Source organism: Desulfothermus naphthae, from assembly GCF_054657475.1.
In genome coordinates this window covers 898716-919604 of the sequence record NZ_BAAHYQ010000003.1, presented here as the reverse complement: position 1 = coordinate 919604, position 20889 = coordinate 898716, and the positions used below count along the sequence as shown (strand labels likewise).

18 protein-coding genes are annotated in these 20889 nt (G+C 38.0%); 8 read left to right on the top strand and 10 right to left on the bottom strand.

The window, feature by feature from the left end:
* Positions 1-22: 22 nt before the first annotated feature.
* Genes ACYQ1E_RS16205 through cmr1 form a run of 4 tightly spaced genes read right to left on the bottom strand, consistent with a single transcriptional unit; the run spans position 23 to position 4083 of the window.
* Positions 23-994 (bottom strand): RAMP superfamily CRISPR-associated protein, encoded by a 972-nt coding sequence (locus tag ACYQ1E_RS16205; protein WP_459881746.1) that lies wholly within the window; start codon positions 992-994, stop codon positions 23-25.
* Positions 995-998: 4 nt separating this feature from the next.
* A complete protein-coding gene (locus tag ACYQ1E_RS16200; RefSeq protein ID WP_459881743.1) occupies positions 999-1709 on the bottom strand; it encodes a hypothetical protein in 711 nt (236 codons plus the stop codon).
* Positions 1703-3016, bottom strand: a complete 1314-nt coding sequence (locus ACYQ1E_RS16195) for an ATP-binding protein (RefSeq protein ID WP_459881740.1) — start codon at positions 3014-3016, stop codon at positions 1703-1705. Before ACYQ1E_RS16195 ends, ACYQ1E_RS16200 begins: the two co-directional genes overlap by 7 nt.
* The gene (gene cmr1 / locus ACYQ1E_RS16190) at positions 3013-4083 is read right to left on the bottom strand and encodes a type III-B CRISPR module RAMP protein Cmr1 (protein ID WP_459881737.1); all 1071 of its coding nucleotides are present in this window, start codon (positions 4081-4083) and stop codon (positions 3013-3015) included. The genes ACYQ1E_RS16195 and cmr1 overlap by 4 nt, the downstream gene beginning before the upstream one ends.
* Positions 4084-4397: 314 nt before the next feature.
* Here cmr1 and ACYQ1E_RS16185 point away from each other — a divergent pair, with 314 nt between their 5' ends.
* The 7 genes from ACYQ1E_RS16185 to ACYQ1E_RS16155 all read left to right on the top strand — a co-directional run bounded on the left by ACYQ1E_RS16185 (position 4398) and on the right by ACYQ1E_RS16155 (position 13150).
* Positions 4398-5432 carry an Rpn family recombination-promoting nuclease/putative transposase gene (locus ACYQ1E_RS16185; RefSeq protein WP_459881734.1) on the top strand — a complete coding sequence of 345 codons (1035 nt, stop codon included), beginning with the start codon at positions 4398-4400 and terminating at the stop codon, positions 5430-5432.
* Between the two features lie 136 nt (positions 5433-5568).
* Positions 5569-6510: a substrate-binding domain-containing protein gene (locus ACYQ1E_RS16180; protein WP_459881731.1), complete on the top strand. Its 942-nt coding sequence runs from the start codon at positions 5569-5571 to the stop codon at positions 6508-6510.
* An 80-nt stretch (positions 6511-6590) separates the two neighbouring features.
* Positions 6591-7883, top strand: coding sequence for an IS1380 family transposase (locus ACYQ1E_RS16175; RefSeq protein WP_459874960.1), 1293 nt, complete (start codon positions 6591-6593; stop codon positions 7881-7883).
* Between the two features lie 595 nt (positions 7884-8478).
* The gene (locus tag ACYQ1E_RS16170; RefSeq protein WP_459881728.1) at positions 8479-9870 is read left to right on the top strand and encodes an alginate export family protein; all 1392 of its coding nucleotides are present in this window, start codon (positions 8479-8481) and stop codon (positions 9868-9870) included.
* A 24-nt stretch (positions 9871-9894) separates the two neighbouring features.
* On the top strand, positions 9895-11655 hold the full coding sequence (gene wtpA / locus ACYQ1E_RS16165; protein WP_459881725.1) for a tungstate ABC transporter substrate-binding protein WtpA: 1761 nt from the start codon (positions 9895-9897) through the stop codon (positions 11653-11655).
* 3 nt (positions 11656-11658) lie between these two features.
* Positions 11659-12438, top strand: coding sequence for an ABC transporter permease subunit (locus ACYQ1E_RS16160; RefSeq protein WP_459881722.1), 780 nt, complete (start codon positions 11659-11661; stop codon positions 12436-12438).
* The gene (locus ACYQ1E_RS16155; protein WP_459881719.1) at positions 12425-13150 is read left to right on the top strand and encodes an ABC transporter ATP-binding protein; all 726 of its coding nucleotides are present in this window, start codon (positions 12425-12427) and stop codon (positions 13148-13150) included. The genes ACYQ1E_RS16160 and ACYQ1E_RS16155 overlap by 14 nt, the downstream gene beginning before the upstream one ends.
* A 320-nt stretch (positions 13151-13470) precedes the next feature.
* On the opposite strand, the gene ACYQ1E_RS16150 is transcribed toward ACYQ1E_RS16155, so the two are convergent.
* The 6 genes from ACYQ1E_RS16150 to ACYQ1E_RS16125 all read right to left on the bottom strand — a co-directional run bounded on the left by ACYQ1E_RS16150 (position 13471) and on the right by ACYQ1E_RS16125 (position 19253).
* Positions 13471-14259: a DUF4198 domain-containing protein gene (locus ACYQ1E_RS16150; RefSeq protein ID WP_459881716.1), complete on the bottom strand. Its 789-nt coding sequence runs from the start codon at positions 14257-14259 to the stop codon at positions 13471-13473.
* Positions 14260-14282: 23 nt separating this feature from the next.
* The gene (locus ACYQ1E_RS16145; RefSeq protein WP_459881824.1) at positions 14283-16013 is read right to left on the bottom strand and encodes a TonB-dependent receptor plug domain-containing protein; all 1731 of its coding nucleotides are present in this window, start codon (positions 16011-16013) and stop codon (positions 14283-14285) included.
* Between the two features lie 335 nt (positions 16014-16348).
* The gene (locus tag ACYQ1E_RS16140) at positions 16349-17428 is read right to left on the bottom strand and encodes an IS91 family transposase (RefSeq protein ID WP_459874725.1); all 1080 of its coding nucleotides are present in this window, start codon (positions 17426-17428) and stop codon (positions 16349-16351) included.
* Entirely contained in the window at positions 17425-18339 is a 915-nt protein-coding gene (locus tag ACYQ1E_RS16135; protein ID WP_459874719.1) for a tyrosine-type recombinase/integrase, read from the bottom strand. The genes ACYQ1E_RS16140 and ACYQ1E_RS16135 overlap by 4 nt, the downstream gene beginning before the upstream one ends.
* Before the next feature lie 120 nt (positions 18340-18459).
* Positions 18460-18660 (bottom strand): hypothetical protein, encoded by a 201-nt coding sequence (locus tag ACYQ1E_RS16130; protein ID WP_459881713.1) that lies wholly within the window; start codon positions 18658-18660, stop codon positions 18460-18462.
* Between the two features lie 125 nt (positions 18661-18785).
* Complete coding sequence (locus tag ACYQ1E_RS16125) at positions 18786-19253, bottom strand: hypothetical protein (RefSeq protein ID WP_459881710.1); 468 nt, start codon at positions 19251-19253, stop codon at positions 18786-18788.
* A 579-nt stretch (positions 19254-19832) separates the two neighbouring features.
* Here ACYQ1E_RS16125 and ACYQ1E_RS16120 point away from each other — a divergent pair.
* On the top strand, positions 19833-20843 hold the full coding sequence (locus tag ACYQ1E_RS16120) for an Rpn family recombination-promoting nuclease/putative transposase (protein WP_459881707.1): 1011 nt from the start codon (positions 19833-19835) through the stop codon (positions 20841-20843).
* Positions 20844-20889: the final 46 nt, after the last annotated feature.

Here is a 20889-nt window from a genome sequence, read left to right as displayed (position 1 = left end):
ATTTCCAAGGACAATTGAAGGTTTAATTTTCGCCATTCCATGTCTCCCAGAATATTTTTTCTGCTTCTGAGAAGCCTTGAGCTCTGATCGCGCTTTGTTTCTTGATTACATCTACCACTCCATAACCGCTACTTGTTTTAGCACCAAAGCCATATTCGGTGAGCATGGCGCAGATGCCACGTGCGATAGCGTGCAAATCGGTTTTCGCAGTGTCTATATCTTTAGATCCAGCATACAAAGGCACGTACAGCAAAGTAAAGATGCCTGGTGTGCCCGCAGGCACGCTCTCGAAGTAAATAGGTTGCTTGCCTGCGCCTGTGTCGCGAGGATGAGGATTGATAACCTCAATGTCAATTCGGTTGAAAAAAGTAGGATAAAAGTTGAGGCAGCCGGCGCTAAAATCCGCTTCTTCACCTTTTACATTTCCAAAGAGGCGCACCATTTGCTCATCTTTGGCCTCTTCCTCCCAGGTTGTGTACCCACGCAATCTGCGCATCGCCGCCCTGAGCGACCCTTTCCACTGGCTGGGAGCTACATAGGGCACCTTGAAAATCCATTCTTTTTTCACAGGGTTGTCAATGACATATAAATCCACATCATCCTTGCTGATGTAGGGTTTACGCAGAGTAAAATGCACCTGTATGACCCAAGAGCCGGGTGGGAAAAGGGAAAGGTCAGGTAAAGGAGGATTAGTAGCAAAAATTTTATGCATAAATATACTTCTGCTTTTTAAAAAATTTTCACTGCGATGTTTTATCCAGTAATACAAACCTGTAGGGTCTTTTCTTGACCCCATTCGCACGGATTCTTTATGGCCAGTAACCCGTGCTTGAGCCAGAATTTCAAGACGTGCATAGTCATCTTTTATGAAAGCAATTTCTTTCCATTGAAGAGGTGGATTTGAAGATTTCCCTACAAGATAATCAATTGCATAGGCTTGAGTGGTGCTATCCTTCAGTACAAAGGCAAAATACGCGTGATATTCATACTTCATGAGTCTACTCCCTAAGTAATCGATCCCATGCATCTATCAAAGTAACGAAAGATTGCTCAATTTTATTCGTATATCCGTTTTGCGCAGTAACTTCAATCAACTTTTCAGCAAACCACACATGCGACTTTGACATTTGTAGGGCCGTAATGTAAGCATAAAGGAGTCCTTTCGAACGTTGTATAGAGAACCCTTTATCTTGCATAAGTTTAGGTATTTCTGTCGTTCCTATTCGGTGTATGTTGTTGTAAATATTGGGACGCGAGCTTGAATTGCGTATGTATTGTGGAAGTAAATTAAACAAAAATTGAGCCAATTGAGGACCAAGCCGGTTGATTAAATCCCACAAGTATCCATCAAAATCTCTGAATCCGTTTGGTGATAGTGCAGTGTTAATATGAAGGTAAATTATGCGCCCGTTTAGGTTTTTACGAAAGATATTATTAGTAACTCGATTCCAAGGATCTAAATGAGCAAACTTCGAATCAACAAAATCTTGAGGAGTTGGATGGTCTTCTTGGTCATAGATTAAAAGAAACTTTGTCCAGAGCCGTGGTAGCTTCTCTAAGAACTGAGAAGTTATGGAGCGTGGATTATTTTTTATATGTTCGTTTGCATCATCTATCTTTATAATAGAATTGTTTTTCAGAATTCCGAATTTATTCAGTTTGCGAACTACATACCACTCTGTTGGTCCTTCACAATATACCATTACCATGGCGCTCCTCCTGTTTCAGATGTTTCAGAAGAAAGTTTCCACGTGAGAGGAAAATTCTCAACAAGACCAGTGTCAATTTCTCGGAGGTCTAAGCCACCTTTCAACCAATCTATCACAGTTTCAACGCCAAACGGATGCACTTCTAATCTCCCCTTATGCAAATTAAGAGAATAGAAACGAAGAATGTCTTGCTGCTTTTTTGCATTCCTAAAAAGATTGGCCATCCATGCGATAACTTCTAAGCTTTGGGTCGTAATAAAAACCTGAACTGGCTTTTTTGACACAAGATTCCACACCTCTTCTAACAGTCGTCCCAGAGTAGCCGGATGCATAAATAACTCCGGATCTTCCCACAGGAAAAGACCCAGATGCTTTTCATCCACTTTTTCTGATAAAGCAATCAAAGAAGCCAGTACCTTAAATGCATGACGGGCACCGTCTCCAAAATAGTCAATGGGAAGTGGTGTCTTTCCTGCAAATTCTATAAATCCTGTCCAATTCTTTCCTTTTTTGGGCCCAATAGATACAGCAGATCCTTTAAGCTCTGGAAAAATGAGAACGAGACTTTGGGTAATTTTTTTCTTCCAATCTGGTATCTCTTCATAGTTTCCACTTCCAAACCATTCAGTAAAGTGTTGCTCTGCCATATGAAAGTCAAATAAAACCACATGCTTGGGTTGCATACCTTCTATAGCCCAAACGGAAAAATAGTCTATCCCTTCCGCTTTTTCCCAACGGTATACCCATGCATCTTCCCAGAGATAATTCCAGCCTCCATTTTCTAAACGCGCATTGTATTTTTGAAAGACTGGCGGGATCAAGTTGGCAGGAAACGAGTAATTTTCCCATGGCTCTAATTGAAACATGGATATCCTCTGAACATCCTTTTGAGAGAAGGCTCTACGGCGTCCAGGAGTGTCAAGCGGAGCAGTCAGCTCAAATTCTCGCAGTGGATAGTCTTCAGGGACATCTGGCAGTGTAATAACCAGACTACCACCATCAATGCTTATATCAGCAGGAGAGTCTTTCCATGTTTTGGCTTCTCCATGACGTTGCCGCAGACGAGGTAATGGCTCTAAACCTAAGAAATCATAGATATCCAGAGTTTTAGCTGGCCAAGCGCTGGGTTCTAAATTAGGATTGACAAACGAACAGGGCCGATGTGCAAGAGCACTTAAATAGAGCATCTCTAAAACAGCTGTTTTCCCACTGTTGTTTGGACCAATAAGAAGATTAATTTTCCCCAAGTTATCCAAAACCCCTTCTCTAATGCCTCGAAAACGATGAATAATTAAACGATGAATCATTTGGTCCCCTCCAGTATTTCTAAAACATCCTTGGAAGATGTTGGCTTATAGGTATCTATCTGACCATGTGCATTTAAAATAGTTTGCCAGATCTGCTTGTTGCTAAGAATATCCCATACTTTATTAGCCCACTTAGGTGATTTTAGCCATACCCATCCTCGAACTTCCCACACTCCATCAGTTTTATATGCCCAGCTTACTGCCACTTTGCTGCGGAGTCTATTACCACCAGGTTGCATAACCCCAAAAATTTCTCGTTCATCTCCCCATTTACGGTTCCATTGATTGAAACGCCACTCGTTTTTCAAAGAAGGACTAACCGGCACAGTTTGGTATTGGCTAATGATAGGCTGAATTTTTGTTGATACCCTGCTAAGACCAGGAACCCGTGTCCACCACCCTGGTTGTGTTGGTTTAAATCTATACTTAAAAAATCCAAACTGCCTCAAATCAGGTAGGTCCTTATTCGAATTATCATTGCTAAAAACTTTCCAATTCCACATAGGTTTAGCATCACTTTTGCTGTATGCCCATTCAATCACCTCATCTCGGTTTTCTATCATAAATATGCCGTATCCCAATTGTGGTTTTGCTCCCAAATTACCCCATTTTTCCAGAAAAAGTAATAAAGCTGCCATTAAAGAAAGTGATTTTGGGTCGCCGATGAATTTCAATGTAAACTTTCCCATATTTCCCGCTGGTAAATACCATCCTCGAGTCCGGCGTGGTAGACGAATGTTAAGTATTTTATCCTCTGATTGCAAAATACATTCTGTTTGATGATCTACTATCTCCAACCAAAACTGTCGTTTCCAACCCGTGGTACCGAAAGAATAACACGCAGGACAAAGTTGTTCTTTAGGAGGTCGCGAATCTTTCGTATCGTACCGACACTTATTGTCCCCTACTGGATCACATGCATATTCTCCAAGTCCACGCACAATTGCCTCGAACCACCAGCGCAAACCTCCCAAAATACCTGTCTCGTGGATACGATCCATTTTTCCATCCACACCACCAGTCCAAATAGGAGTAAGCATTTTCACTTTTACACACAGTTTATCCATTTATCTGCCTCCCCCTAAGCTTTCATAATAAGTTGATAAAATGTTATAATGAACTTATCTATGTTTGGAGAAATATTCAACTTTAATCTGGCATAGACAGGCTAAGAGCAAATAAGGAGAAAGTTCTTGTATTGTAGGTGCGTTTCTTTTGCCTAGGGCTAATACCTTGTATAGTGCTTGCTTTTCAGTAAGTGTTGACATAATATCTGCGTCCTTTTTTATTGTTTTGGAAAATTAACAACTAATTGTGAATTTGAAAATCCATACAAAACTCCTCTTGCCAACCTTATAAAAGGTGTTTTATAAAAAGATTTATGGACAAAAAATACATCCAAAATCCCCATGATGTCTTTGTAAAGGAAGTCTTTTCTCATAAAGAGCAGGCTGAAGATTTCTTAAAAAATTATTTGCCTCAAAATATCTGCAAATTAATTGATTTTGATTCTCTTACTATTGTCAAAGACTCCTTTGTGGATGAAAATTTAAAAACACATTTCTCTGATTTACTCTATGAAGTTCAAATAAGTTCTAGAGATGGATTTATTTATTTGCTTTTTGAGCACAAAAGCATCCCGCAAAGATTTACTGCTTTGCAACTTCTCAGATACATGGTCAAAATCTGGGATCTATATCTTAAACAAAATCAATCTTCTACTTTACCTGTTATTATCCCATTAGTCATCTACAATGGTCACAGAAAATGGACAATAAAAACAAACTTTTCCGATCTTTTTGGAGAGATTGAAAAAGAGTTAGATATTTATATACCAGACTTTAATTACCTGCTTTACGACCTATCCACTATATCAGATGAAGAGATCAAAGGAAAGGTGATATTACAAGCAACTTTAATGGCTCTTAAATATCTTACAACACCTGAACCAGGCAAATATCTAAAGCGAATTTTTAGTCTTTTTAAAGACCTTGGTGAGAGCAATACACCTCTTCAATATCTAGAAACACTTCTCTCCTATATAGCCAGTGCTAGTGATAAAATAGACGAAAAAGATATAACAGAAGCAATAAAACAGATAAAAAAGGAGGCTAACATTATGCCAACACTTGCTGAAAAATGGATAGAACAAGGACGGATAGAAGGTCGTATGGAAGGGCGAATAGAAGGGCGAATAGAAGGACAGAGGGAAGGACGGATGGAAGGCATGATTTTAGATGCCCAGGAAATGGTTCTCGAGGCCTTGATAGAGAGATTTGGACTCATTAAACCAGATTTGTCTGTTAAAATTAAGGGAATTGTAAATAGAGAGGTTTTAAAAAGCCTACTTAAACTGGCTATTAGAGTAGAGTCTTTATCTGAATTTGAGGAAAAATTAAAACAAGTTGAATTGTAAGAGCTGTATATTATGAAGTGACAGTGAACAGTGAACGGAATAAAATTTTCACCTCAAGTTGGGAGGGTAGATATTATTTGGTCAAAATTTTAAATATGACAAAAGAATTATCTCAAAAACTTAAAAAGAGGATAAAATGGATGAATTATTAACCACAAAAGAACTTGCAAATTTTTTACATATAAATGAAAAAAAAGTTTATACTTTAATTGAAGAACAAGGTCTTCCTGCCACAAAGGTCACGGGTAAATGGCTTTTTCCTAAACACCTTGTAGAACGATGGATAGAAAATAATACTATTAATTATCCATTAAAAAAAGTTTTTAATATTACTTGTTCTCTGATAGTAATTGCTGGAAGCAATGATATTTTGTTAGATAAGTTTCTTCAAATCTTCATGAAGAAGTATCCTGATTATATCACTGCATTTGCCAATGTAGGAAGTATGGGTGGGATAAGAGCTTTAAAAATGGGGAATTGTCATATAGCAACAAGCCATCTTTTACAAGAGGATAAAAAAGAATTTAATTTTGATTATATATTTCAAGAAATGAAACAGATGCCTGCTGTGGTCAACTTCTGCCTCAGAAAACAAGGACTTATTGTAGCAAAGGGAAATCCCAAAAATATAAAAGGACTAGAAGATTTGGTATCTAAAGATGTCAAAATAGTAAACAGACCTAAAGGTACTGGAACAAGACTTTGGTTTGATCAAGAGTTGAAAAAGGTTGGAATAGAGCCAGCTTCTATAGAAGGTTACAATAATGAAAAAAAGACTCATCTTGAAGTAGGGATCGAGATATTAACCCAAAAGGCCGATGCTGGACCTGGAATAAGAGCTGTAGCTGGCATTTTGGGGCTTGATTTTATCCCTTTCCATTGGGAAAGATTTGATTTTATTATAGATAGAGATAGATTTTTTGATCAACATATACAAACTCTATTAAGTCTTCTACATGAGGAAGATTTTAGAAATCTTTTGAAAAATTTTGAAGGATACGATCTAAAATATTCAGGAAGAATGGTTTATCCAAACTATTATAAAGAGAACAACATAAACCTAAAATTTGCATCATAAGATAATGTTTAGCTTGACAATATAGTGAATTAATGGTATAAAGTGTTTCAAATAGGAAGTATGAAGGAGGCACTGATTCTATGCGTAGATTCCATGTTAAGTTCACTGAAAAAAATCTTACGGGCAACGCCGGACTGGTATTGCTGGGCCTGTTTGCTGACAAACTGAAGCTTCCCAAGATGCTTGAGCAACACATTACTATTAAGCGGGGAGCTACCGCACAGTATAAGGTTTCCGACATTATCATGATTTTGATGATGGCAGTGTTAGCCGGGGCTAAGCATATGAGCCATGTATTTATCCTAAAATCTGATTTAGCATTGAGGTCGCTTTTTAAATGGGAAAGGTTTCCTGACTATACTACCATAAATCGGGTTTTTAAGTTGTTTAATCCCCGACATTGCAATGAGCTCTCCGATGTAGAAACAAAAGTGCGCAAAAAGGTTTGGGGTAAAAAATGGTTTAGCCGCATCACTTTAGATTTGGACTCTACAGTGCGTGGGGTGTATGGGAAACAGGAAGGTGCCGAGAAGGGTTACAACCCCAAGAAGCCAGGACAAAGGGGATATCATCCGCTACTTTGCTTTATTGCTGAGACGCGGGAATGTCTTCACAACTGGTTTAGAGCCGGAGATGCTTATTCAGCCAATGGTTGTGTAGAGTTTATGCAAGAGTGCTTTGCCAAGCTTCCAAGGAGAGTCTGGAAAATTATTGTACGTGCAGATTCCGCCTTTTTTAATGGAGAACTTTTAGACTACTTAGAAGAGGCTCATGCTTTGTACTTAATCAAGGTTAAGATGCGAGGACTCACTCAGCTTTTAGAAACTCAGAAATGGCACAAGGTTAAAAATAGACCTGGCTATGAGAAGACCGAATTCACATACAAATGTGAAAGGTGGAAGCACCCCCGCCGGTTTGTGGCCGTACGTCAAGTAATAGAGAGCAAATTTAGTTGCTTTTTTTTCAGCGTTACAAAGACTGAGTATGATTATTTTTGTTATGTAACAAATATGAACCTGAGTCCCTGGGACGTCCACAGGTATTATTGCCAACGGGGGGCCAGTGAAAACTGGATTGAGTGGTGTAAGGGACAGATGGCCTCTGGAAGCATTTTGACACAGGATTTTTGGGCCAACTCCGCCATATTCCAGACCTGTATTCTGGCTTACAATCTACTGGTTTGGATGATGTGGCTCAACGATGAAGATGGTTTTAGAGAAGAGCCCAACACAATCCGCATGTTTCTAATCCATGTTCCAGCTCGGCTGATGCATGCGGGACGACAATGGTTCCTTCGATTATCGAGGGATTATTTTTTCAAAGAACGTTGGATAAAGATAGAAAATTCCATCCGGTCATTACAATTTGCTTAATCTTTTTTTGAGAGTATCCTCCAAAATAGGATTTTGCGTAAGTCCATGTGCAGTGGTGTGCCTTTACACACCCGTAAAGAGTGCCACTGACCGCAGCTTCTACCTGAAAAAGCCTTCCAAGTCACAATGAGGGAGACATATCCTTTAACATAACAGCTCCATATCTAGGTATCTCTGTCCAGAACAATCAGTTGCTTACGATTGAACTGTAATTGCAGATTTTAGGATAAATAAAATTTTCTGAAAACAGGAACTTTAAATTCAAACAATTTCAAAGCCATCAAGAATTTTGAAAAGCTAACTTTTGTTTTCTCAAAGATGCTTCCTTTCCTCACACTTCACTTTTTTTAACCTTTAAACATTTTTAATATAATTTTCTTTTAAATTCCCTTAGATCAAGCCTGTCTAGAAGGATTTTTAGAACATCCTCATACTTTTATAGTCAGTTAGTTGTTTATAGATATTTGAGTTATTTTTTCTAATTAATTTCCAAAATATAAAAATAGTTACCTTAAAAAACCAATACTTACAGAAAATAGTTGACATAAACATATAGAGGGATTACATATTTTTTTTCAAAAAGGGGAGGGCTCAAATGTCTGGCTTTAGCTCTAAAAATCGGTTTGTTATTGTAATAGTTTGGGGGTATTTGACTCTGTTTTTGGCACGAAATTCCTTCTGTCTTGAACATTTACAAACCAAAACAAACCCAAAATTACTTTTTTGGAGTGTATTGAGGTTCAGGTATGAGTATCAAAACAATTTTAACATCAAGTCTTATGGTGATGATCCTGGGGTAGGAGAAAAGGATGATGGATTTCTGACGGGGAGGCTTAGGGCAGGTTTTCGCTATATTCCTTTTAAAAATCTATTGTTGTCTTTAGGGATTCAACATTCAGTTGTGTGGGATCTGGCTTTAGAGGATGAAGACTTTTACAATAAAAAATTCAGAAGGCAACACAATCCTTATGAAGATAAATGGGAGCCTTTTGAGACCTACATTGAACTTAGGGATATCTCATCTCATGTCAATATAAAAGCAGGGAGACAGCTCATCTATTATGGAGACAAGCGTATATTTGGCCCAGGCCCATGGGGGAATTCAGGTAAGTGGATATGGGATGCTGTTAAAACATCTTACAGATTCAGGCAAGGTTTTGTTGATGTATATTATGGCAGAACCATAATTCATGATCCTGATGTGTTGAGCATAAAGCACAGGCATGGTTTTGAAAGTTTTGGTATGTATTCTCATTTTACAATTTCTGCCTCAAATTTTTCAGTAAACTTTGAACCCTTTGCAATGACAAAAAGAGATGATCACAATCATTACAAAAGTGAAGATGGCGTATATGGAGATCTGGACACATATTATATCGGTGGGAGGTTTTTTGTAAAAGATTTTTATGGATTTGACTTTGATATGACCTATGTAAGGCAAAAAGGAGATTATTCCACTGACGATATTGATAGTTATGGCTATCACATACTGTTTGGATATCATCTGAAAGATCTTTTTTCAAAGCCTTTTATAAGCGCTGAATACAGCTTTGCTTCAGGAGATAGCGATCCAACTGATGGTAAACACGAGACTTTTGATGGGGCATTTGGTGCAAGGGATAAGATGTATGGTAGGATGAACCTGTTTAAGTGGTCAAACCTAAAGGATGCTCAGCTAAACTTTGAATTTACACCTCATAAAAAGGTGTATGTAAAGGCGGAGTTTCACAAGTTCTGGCTGGCTGAAAAAAGAGACGCATGGTATTTAAATCCAAGAGTATACAGGGACAAAACAGGGCGATCTGGTGATGAGGTGGGAAGGGAGTTTGATCTGGTGATAAAAGTAGATTTACCCTATAAAAATCAGATTCAAATGGGATATGGACATTTCTGGCCTGATGAGTTTGCAAAAAAACTGGCTTCAGATACCCAGGCGGACTGGGTGTTTATTCAGTGGAGGATAAAGTTTTCAAAAGGGATTTTGTAAACTCAAAAATTTTGGAGGTAAAAAATGGTCAAAAGAGTTTTAGTGTTTTTTTCAATTTTGTTTTTTATGATATGTGTTAGTTCTCTGCATGCAAAGGAAAAGGTAATTTTAAAGGTTTTTCACGCAGGGAGTCTATCTGTTCCTTTTTCAAAGATGGAAAAGGAGTTTGAGAAAAAGTATCCATACATTGATGTGAGAAGAGAGATAAGCGGAAGCGTTAAGGCAGTGAGAAAGGTAACAGAGCTTCACAAACCCTGCGATGTGATTGCTGTAGCTGATTATACTTTAATACCAAAGATGTTATTCCCAACCTATACTGGGTATGTGAAGCTTTTTGCAAGAAATGAGCTTGTGTTGTGTTATACGAAAAAGTCAAAGTATGCAAAGGAGATAAATTCAAGCAATTGGTATAAGATACTCAGGAAAAGAGGAGTAAAGTGGGGCTTTTCAAACCCAAATGACGATCCCTGTGGATATAGGAGCGTGATCTCAATTGGACTGGCATCTTTGTATTACAAAAATCCCAAACTGGTGAGATATCTTTTAAAAAGATATGTGAACATAAGGTGCAGAACAAAAGGTGATGTTATACACTTTAAAGTTCCAAAAGACCTCAAAGTAAAAGGGAAAAAGATTTTCATAAGGCCCAAGTCTGTAGAACTTCTTGGTCTTCTGGAAAGTGGGGTGATTGATTATGCCTTTGAATACAAAAGCGTGGCACTTCAGCATGGGCTTTTATATGCGGAGCTGCCACCTGAGATAAATCTGGGAAGTATAAAGTATGCCAATTTTTATAAAAGGTCGAAGATTACTCTCTTTTATGGCAAAACTATAGAAGGCAAACCCATTGTGTATGGAATTTGTGTTTTAAAAAATGCTCATCATCCAAAAGAGGCAAAATTATGGGAAGACTTTGTAACAGGAAAGCAAGGAAAAGAGATACTTTTTGAGTGCAAACAGACTCCTATTTATCCTGTAAAAGAGATAAAAGCAGGGTTACAATGTCCGAAATGTAAGGCAATTTATTTCAGTCCAACAAGGCTTACCATTGCAACAGGAAGTCCTGGAGAGCTTGGACTCTTAAAGCTTCTGGCAGAGGAGTTTACGACGAGATATCCTGTATCCATATGCTGGGTAAAAGCTGGATCTGGAAAGGCACTTAAGCTACTTAAAGAGAAAAAGGTTGATGTTGTTATGGTTCATGCCCCATCTGCTGAAAAAAAGGCAGTTAAAGAAGGTTGGGCTACACAGAGGACACTTATTGGATCCAATGAGTTTGTAATTGTTGGACCCAAGGATGATCCTGCTGATGTTAGGCATGCTACATCTGCAAAAGATGCTTATAGAAGAATTGCTGGAAAAAAGGTAATATTTTTGTCCAGAGGGGACAATTCAGGCACGCACAAAAAAGAGCTTATGATATGGAAGATGGTAGGAATTACACCAAAAGGAAGCTGGTATGTTGTCACGCACAACTTTATGATGGCAACCTTAAAGAAGGCAAACGAGCTCAAAGGATACTTCATGGTGGACAGCAGCACATGGATAGTTGGAAAGAGCAAGCTGCACAACCTGGATCTTCTTTTTAAAGGTGATCCCGTGTTAATAAATGTTTATCACACCATGTGTCAGCCTGAGAAATGCAAAACGGGATCTTTTGCCAGAAAGTTCATAAGATTTCTGGTCTCTGAAAAGGCACAGAAAATCATAAGAGATTATGGTAAAGATAAATATGATGAGCCATTATATCTGGATGCAGAGGCTTCAAAAAAGTTTGAGCATTAAGTCATGTCAAAAAACATTTTAAATATAGGGGCAGTGATAATAAGCATAATCGGTGCTTTTTTCATAGCTGGCCCTATAATCCACATATTTGTTAAACTCTCTTTAAAAAGCCTCATAGCCACCTTAAAAGATGGTGTTGTGTGGCATTCAATTTTCACATCTATCTATTGTGCCTTCTGGGCAACTGTTTTGGGATGTTTTTTAGGAATACCAATTGGTTACGTTTTAAGCAGGATTCAGTTCAGGGGAAAATCAGTTGTTGAGAGCTTAATCAACATACCAGTTGCAATACCCCATGTAGCAGTTGGAATTGCACTTCTATCCCTTTTTAACCAAAGGACTTTTATAGGACACCTTTTTAGAACAATAAATATCTCTTTTGTTGATACTGTTTATGGAATTGTGCTTGCCATGATGTTTGTAAGCATATCCTTTATAATCTCCTCTTCAATCGTGGGATTTAACAGTGTGGACAAAGAGATTGAGATGGTGGCGAGAAGTCTTGGTGCATCTCATACATACACCTTTTTTCGCATCACCTTTCCATTAGCGCTTCCTTCTATAATAAGAGGTTCTGTGCTCGCCTTTGCAAGAAGTATAAGCGAGGTAGGAGCTCTATTGATACTAGCTTATTTTCCCAAAACAGCCCCTATACTTATGTATGAAAGGTTTGAAGAGTATGGTCTTAATGCAGCAAGGCCGGTGTGTGCTTTGGTAATATTTTTGTGTTCAATTATATTTTTTACCCTTTTATATTTAAACAAAAAATATGTTAGAAGCTAAGATTATAAAGTCGTATAAAAATGGATTTTCTTTAGGTATTGAACTCTTTATTGAACCAAATAGCTACAATATTTTGCTTGGTCCAAGCGGTGCTGGAAAAAGTCTTGCTCTTAAAGAGATAGCCGGGTTTGAGAAAATGGACAAAGGTTATATTAAGTTAAATGGAAAAGAGATATCAAAACTTCCACCTGAAAATAGAATGATAGTTTATTTGCCACAAAATCTTGGGCTTTTCCCAAACTTGACTGTTGAAGAGCACCTTTTTTTTCCTTTTAAGGCAAGAAAAATAAAACCAGACAAAGAACACATATCAAATATTATGAAAGAATTTGGGATTGAACATCTAATCCAAAGAATGCCTTCTCAATTAAGCGGAGGAGAAAGACAGAGGGTTGCACTGGCAAGGTCTCTTATGATAAGACCAGAGGTTTTGCTTTTAGACGAGCCATTGACTGCTTTGGATTTTCACCTAAAGATGAGGCTTATTAAATTTTTAAAAAGAATAAAACAAAAATTTTCCCTTACCATTATCCATGTAACCCATGATCCATTAGAGGCTATATATCTTGGTGAAAAGATTTTTACAATTGAAAAAGGTAAAATAACATTTTTTGGTTCTGTAAAAGATTTTTTTTCAAATTCTCAACATGGATTTGCAAAAAACATAAAAGAGCAATTAATTGAGATTAAAAATTTTTTGAAAACATATTAGTAAATATTCAGGTAAACAGGTATATAGAGTGAACAGTGAAGAGAATAAAAATTTTCACCTCAAGTTGAGGGGTAGATATTGTTCCTTTTCTTTGTAGATGAAGCATTATTCGCCCGTCCCCATTTTTTTAATCCTTATTAAAAGATTTTGAGTCTTATGGATCAAAGGCTTATGGGATAGATATTTCAAAAGAGAGGATTGTGGTTAAATGATACTGAGTATACAATGACAAAAAACACCATAATTTATGTTTTCAGCTTACCTGATTTCTTAATTATTTGGGAGATAGCTCCGTTTGGAGCGATATCCCCCTAAAGATATTACTTAATCTCAAAGGTTAAGGTAGATATGAATTTGTAGTTGTCTGCCTTACGTGGATCTTTATAGGGAAGTAATTCTTCTGTCTTAACAAGCCATATGCCTTTTTTCAAAATTTTCACCTTGGCTATCATATCCTTATCTGTTTGAGTAGTCCATGCAAAGGTGTTCCTTAGATTGCTAAATCCTGCATAAGTGGCGTAAATCCACGCCTTTGTTGGTTTACCCTTAAGTAGGCAGTAAACAGGAAGCATTTCTCCTTCCTTGAGATTCGCCGGATTTTCAAGGGGGAGAATCTCTAATGAATATCCCAACCATTTTTTGTAAGTATTACCTTCAGGAGTACCTACATTGATGATCGCTTTTGCCACAGGTTCGTACCAAAAGGATTTAAGGACGTTCCTGAGCTCATTCTTTGGTTTGTAAAAATAGCCCTCTATGGTTTTGCTAACAAAGGTGCGCACGGCAAGAACCACAACATACGTTCCTTTATCTTTTAGCTTCACCCTTATAGGTTCCACACCACTATTAACTTTTGGTCTGATACGCAGGGGAATTTTGTTCCCTTCTGGGTTAACAAGAACAAGCTTCATCTTTTCTACCATTTTTCTACGGGGCTGGTCATCAACAGGAAACTTATGTCCCCATCCAATATTAATCGCAATCTCCTGGCCTGGGGAAGGGTTGTAATTATCTACTGTAAGCCAAAGATAATGGGCATAGACAGGGGCTGAAACAAACCCAACCAATAACATAAAGCTCGTAATCACTAACATCTTTGTTTTGTTCATAACTGATTTCCTCCTATTTAAGGTTAAAAGTTCATTGTAAGGCGTACAAGCCAAGTAGCACCTTCCCAGTCTCTTTCTGGTTCGCCATAATTTGTATTGAATATGTTATTACCTTCGATTGAAATCGAAGCATATTTGGTTATTTTTTTTGTTAACTTCATATCTGTAAGAAAATAATCGTCAGTTTTCTTTGTATTCCTTGTATCCTTATACATCTCATCTACATACTGGGTTCCTATGCAGGCAGTGATGCCCCATGGGGTATATTCATAAATTAGGCGTGCATTAATGGTGTTTTTTGGGCTATACGTCAGGTCTTTGTGCGTGTCCTCATCTTCAGTATCTAGGTAAGTGTATCCTAAAATTGTTGAAAGCCCTGGTAGCAACTTGGCCTTAAGACTGGCTTCTACCCCTTGGGTATGGCATTTCGCTATGTTTTTTGCTGTCTTTACTGGTTCACCATAAATTGTTTCATCCGTTTCCACCCATACTACTTTGTCTTTAACATCATTTCTAAAGAAAGTCAGACCGAAAAGCCACCTTTTGTTGAAAGACTGCTCTATTCCTACTGAATATCCCCATGAACGTTCGGCATCAAGGTTAGGATTGGATTTATACCAATAGGTGCCATGATGGAATGGCTGTTCGTAATACATCTGACGAATATTGGGCGACTTAAATCCCCGACCAATAGAGGCGCGAACCCTCGTTTGCGGTGTGGCCTCAATCATAAGACTCAACTTTGGACAGAACTCACTTCCAAAAACAGAATGGTCGTCTACCCGTCCTCCCAAGACCAATGTTACTGGTTTACCAACTGTGAAATATATCTTGTCCTGGAGATAAGCACTCCTGGTTATAATGACTTTTGTGGCAAGGTTATAATCCAGTTTTTCCTCTAGCCATTCAGCCCCACCTGTAAAAAGATGGTGCTCCCCTAGAGGTTTAGTATATTGCACCTCAGTCTGTTTGTAATACATATCGCCGTCTGTTGGCGTAAAATGAGAACTCCCACCCCTCTCTTTGGTTTTGAAATCCCAATCGAACCAATAGCCCTGGAGTTTCAGTCTCGACCCATCATTTAATTTAACATTCAATGCAGGGGAAAAACGATACTTATTCTTTTCTGTGTGACGACGTACTCCATTGGAATACTTACGTTTTCGATCCCAGTCTTCTAGGCTAACACCCAGAGATAGCCTAGTATTCTTAGAAAGATTGACAAAATAGTTAGAGTCCAACCTATTTCTATAATAGTCTTCTTCCCTGCCCGAACGATATCCATATTTCCCACAATCTGACTCCTCATGGTTCAGGTTTATTATTCCTCCAAATCTATCTAGCTGTCCCCCAAACCATGCATTACCTATTCTGACATTACGGCTGCCTGAGGCTACTTCCAGACCAAAGCTAGGCTTTTGTGGCGCAGATTTTGTAATTATGTTCACAACCCCTGCAAGCGCATCGCTTCCATAAAGGACAGAACTTGGGCCTTTAACGATCTCTATCCTTTCAATCATTTCCAAAGGAATCTGGTTCAGTCCTAAACCATATTCCCCCATTCCTCCTCCTTTAACCCTCTGGCCGTTGATAAGGATAAGGCCATAACCACTGTTGAAGTCGAGTCCTCTAATCTTTGCCCTCCAGGCAGAAATTCCAGGGACATTTTCCGCGCGAATAAATATTCCAGGGACATTTCTTAAAAGATCAGATATTGTTTGAGCGCTAGACCTTTCTATATCCTTTCTCGTGATAACGAATAAGGTTAGATTGTGAGAGCGAGCGTAAGAGAGCGAACCACAATCTGAACCGTTTGTTGGACAAGCCCGGTTAAATATAGAAAATATCTTTTTGTGGCTATGGAGTGTTGATCAAGGAAAGTGGTGGTAAGGGGCATTGGTTGGATTAACCAATGCTATGGGAAGTTGATTTGTTGTTGCGATTGTCATTTTTTTTAATATCCAGGCAATTTTCAGGTAAAAAATTCTGTTTTTAGGGTATAACTATCCTTTGCCGGGGATTTTAAAAGATCTCCGGTTTTTTGAATCATATATGGTTTGAGCTTACATAATCATCCTCCCAGCCCCTTTCATGTACAATAACCAGGTTGCGATGGTAATAATCCAGGTATCATTGTTTTTATAATCTTCATGCTATTTCCACAGAGGGGGCAGACTATTGACGGTTTTGGTTTTCGTTTCCATTTGGTGAATGGATTAATACGGAGTATCAACTGTAAAAAACAGATTAATTTCTTGCTGCATGAGTGAAGAAAGCCATAACTTCTGCTTCTTCTAAAGCCTTTAGGCAATACATGGAGCATAATGAGATAGAGGAAGTATTCACCTGAAACGGTTCTGGTTTTATATTGCCTGGTTTTGGCATGGAAGTATCTGAAGGTGACCTTTCCGTTTTTGCATTTTAAGATGTCCTTTTCCCGAATAACTCCTCTGTAAAGATAATTGCCAAGATAGACAATGGCCTTTTCAGCGTTTCCGACGTTTTTACAGTGGACGATCCATTTTTTGGAGCAATTTTTGGGGAGTCTAAGTTTTGCATCTACAATGGCGTGCAGGAGTTTAGCCCTAAACACGGTTCCAAGAGCCTTTTGGTTAAAGAGGTATTTAGTGGATTTTGTTCGCCACAGCCCTGTTTTTGTATTGATGCTGGCTGCAGGCATGATTACATGGATGTGGGGATGATAGTTAAGGTTGCGGGAATGGGTATGAAGTACGGCAATAAAGCCTGCTGCACCGCCAAGTTTTTTATCGTTTTTTACAAAAGTCTTCAAGGTTTCCTGGACAGATTCAAACATCAGGGAATAGAAGGTTTTTTGATTTTTCCATGCCAGGTTTCTGAGCTGAGTGGGAAGAGTAAATGTAATCAGCCAGTAAGTAGCGGGAAGTTTTTTGCTCAACTGATTTTCTATCCATTGCTGGTTTTCATGGTTCTGGCAGTGAGGACAACTTCTGTGTCCACATGAATGTGGAATATAAACGGTGTGGGAGCAGTTATCATTTGAGCACCGTGCTAACATGAGAGGGCCATGTTTATCCCTGCAATGTTCCATGACATGTAGGGCCTTTTTATGGGCCGGCAGGACGAAATTTTTATACTTTACAAAAAAAGAATCTTTGAATTGGGTTATGATAGAAGAAAGGTAAATCATTGCACATCTCCCCATCTGATTTCAAGGTGATTGCTGAGGAAGTTTGCAGCTTTTTGAGCATTGGTTCCGGTTTTGTTGGTAAGGTGTGTGTATTTTGAGGTTGTGAGGATGCTGACATGCCCCAGGATTTTCTGTAATTCTACAAGGTCAACTCCGGCCTCCAGCATATGTGTCGCATAACTGTGGCGAAGAGAGTGACATGAAATTTTTTTTCTAATTTCTAGTTCTGTGACAACTACTTTCATGGCAGTCTGGATGCCACTTCTATCCAGTGGTTTGTCAACAAGATGGGCGTTTTTACGACCTCTTTTGCGATTTGGGAATATAAAGCGTGGATGTTTGTGAACTCTCCAAAAATTTCTGAGTACCTGTAAGGTTTTCCGTGGCAATGGGACTAATCTATCTTTTCTGCCCTTGGCATCACGAATATGAACCCTCATGTTTGTATAGTCGATATCTCCGAGGTGAAGCTCAATTCCCTCACCCAACCGCAATCCCAATGAATAGAGTGTGAAAAAGAAAACTTTGTAACTCAAACTTCTGGTAGCTGTTATTAATCGTTGAAGTTCTTCTATAGTCAGAATATCAGGAATTCTGGATGTTTTTGGCGGTTTAATCAAAGGGATATTTTCCCATGTTTTTTTCAGCACATAGGAATAAAAAAATTTGAGACCATAGAGATCGAGCTTGACGGCACTCCAGGAGTGGCTTGCCCGAAGATCGTTGAAGTAATCCAGAAGCTGGTCAGAGGATAGGTCGGATATTTTACAATCAAAGTAATTTCCGATTCGCCTAAGTGCCCTAGAATATGCCTCAATTGTTTTTGGCTGAAATCCGCTTAATTTCAGTAACTTAACATGTTTTTGATAATAAGCATTGAATTTGGGGTCAGTGGGCATGTTTGTGTTCATTATAACCTCCTAATTTAAGAGCCTCTTCTTGGCTCAATACTAGCTAACCTTTTATCACATAAACTTTATATTGCAATCATTAATTATCCGAAGTATAATTACCTAAAATTGCTTGCCGCTTTAGCGGCTTCGTCCAACAACAGTTTCTACTGGTACATCTTTTAGAAGATGCGGGGTCCTTGTTGCAGTAACTACGATTTGGTCCATTTCTATGGCCTCTTTCCCCTTATTTGTCCCATTTTTATCATCTGCCCACCCTGAAGCCGAGTGGATAAAAAAAATTACTCCAACAAGCCATGCCACTACTAACAATCTTTTCATGAATTACCTCCTTCTTCATGATATTTTTCAGGACTCCACCTGACGTTGATAAAAAGAATGCCTCAAAAATACAAAAAAAATCATAGATAACCTGAAATAAATTCTCTCCTCCTGTAAAAACCTTTCTAAATTTTCATTTTTTTGTAGGCTTTTAGCAATACAATGCATCCAAAGATACCAAAAATGATAGAAATACCAGAAATGGTTTTCAAAAAATTAGAGAGATATGTCTGCAGAGGGCTTTGTGTGTATCCTAATGTCTCAATTCGGCCACCATGCTTTACCGGCACATCTAACTGAAGCCTGTGACCCATTCCATCTTCCACAACTACCATCCATTTTCCTGGCATATCTGGATAGAAACAAAACCGCCCATTTCTGTCTGTCCTTCCTATCTGAAAAGGGATTTTCTTATCTGGTGCACTAATTACTACCTTGGCATAACTCATAGGTTCACCTGTGGTATATTCAGCAATTATAACAATTCCTCCTCTGCCTATTTTGCCTCTTACTCCATGAGCGTAAAGGGTAGAGACGTATAAAATTGGAATTGTCACGAAAATACAGCAAACTATAGCAAAATGGTCTTTCATACTCACATGTCCTTTATTACCTCTTGTTTTATTTTATGATATTTAAAATAAAAAAAAAATAAATAAAATTTGTTTTTAGCTATCTATACTTGAATATTTATTATGTCAAGTATAAAATTATAAAAAAAATAATACCAAAAACTGGGAATATACTTTGCTCCTCCTAAATTATAGTATCCCGCAGAATTGGATATAATTGAGAAATTATTCAAAAACAGATAAAAGTAAGATTAAGACCGAGAAAGAGAGAAGTTTTATAAAGGGCACAATATCGAGTGTGGAAGGTCTTATAATGGTTAGTGAGCCCAGCATAAGAATTAAGCATTATTCGCCCGTCCCCATTTTTTGTCTTATTATAGCGAATAATGCTTCACACATAAAGGAAGTGAACAATGGCTGTCTACCTTTGTAGGTCTCCCTTTTTCTGCAAGAGTGGACATTTTGACATTACCACTTAAATCTTCTTTTTTGACATATTTGTCATGAAGGTTACCTTTTTCTACCTTCTCTTTTGTTCATTATTCACTATTTTCCAAACTCCTCTTGCCATTTATTAAGCGGTGTTTTAATAAAAAAGTTATGGAGAGAAAATACATACAGAACCCTCATGACGCATTTGTGAAGGAGATCTTCTCGCACAAAGAGCAGGCAGAGGATTTCTTAAAAAATTATTTGCCTCAAAATCTCTGCAAATTAATTGATTTTAATTCTCTTACCATTGTCAAAGACTCCTTTGTGGATGAAGATTTAAAAAAACATTTTTCTGATTTACTCTATGAAGTTCAGATAAGTTCCAGAGATGGATTTATTTATTTGCTTTTTGAGCACAAAAGCACTCCACAAAGATTTACTGCTTTGCAGCTTCTCAGATACATGGTCAAAATCTGGGATTTATATCTCAAACAAAATCAATCTTCTACTCTACCTGTTATTATTCCATTAGTCATATACAATGGTTACAGAAAATGGACAATAAAAACAAACTTTTCCGATCTGTTTGGAGAGACTGAAAAAGAGTTAGATGTTTATATACCAGACTTTAACTACCTGCTTTATGACCTATCTAGTATATCTGATGAAGAGATCAAAGGAACAGTGATATTAAAGGCTACTTTAATGGCCCTTAAATACCTTACAACACCTGAACCAGGCAAACATTTAGAGAGGATTTTCAATCTTTTTCAGGGACTTGGTGAGAGTAATACACCACTTCAATATCTGGAAACACTACTTCGGTATATAGCCAATGCAACTGACAAGATAGAAGAAAAGGATATAAAAAAGGCAATAAAACAAATAGGAAAGGGGGTAGATATTATGCCGACACTTGCAGAAAAATGGATAGAACAAGGACGTATAGAAGGACGGATAGAAGGACAGAAGGAAGGACGAATGGAAGGCATGATTTTAGAGGCTCAAGAAATGGTTCTCGAGGCCTTGATAGAGAAGTTTGGCCTCATTAAACCAGATTTGTCTGTTAAAATTAAGGGAATTGTGAATAGAGATGTTTTAAAAAGTCTACATAAACTAGCTATTAGAGCAGACTCCATACAGGAATTTGAGGAAAAATTAAAACAACTTGAAGTGTAAGAGCAGGATATTATAGAGTGAACAGTGAAGAGAATAAAAATTTTCA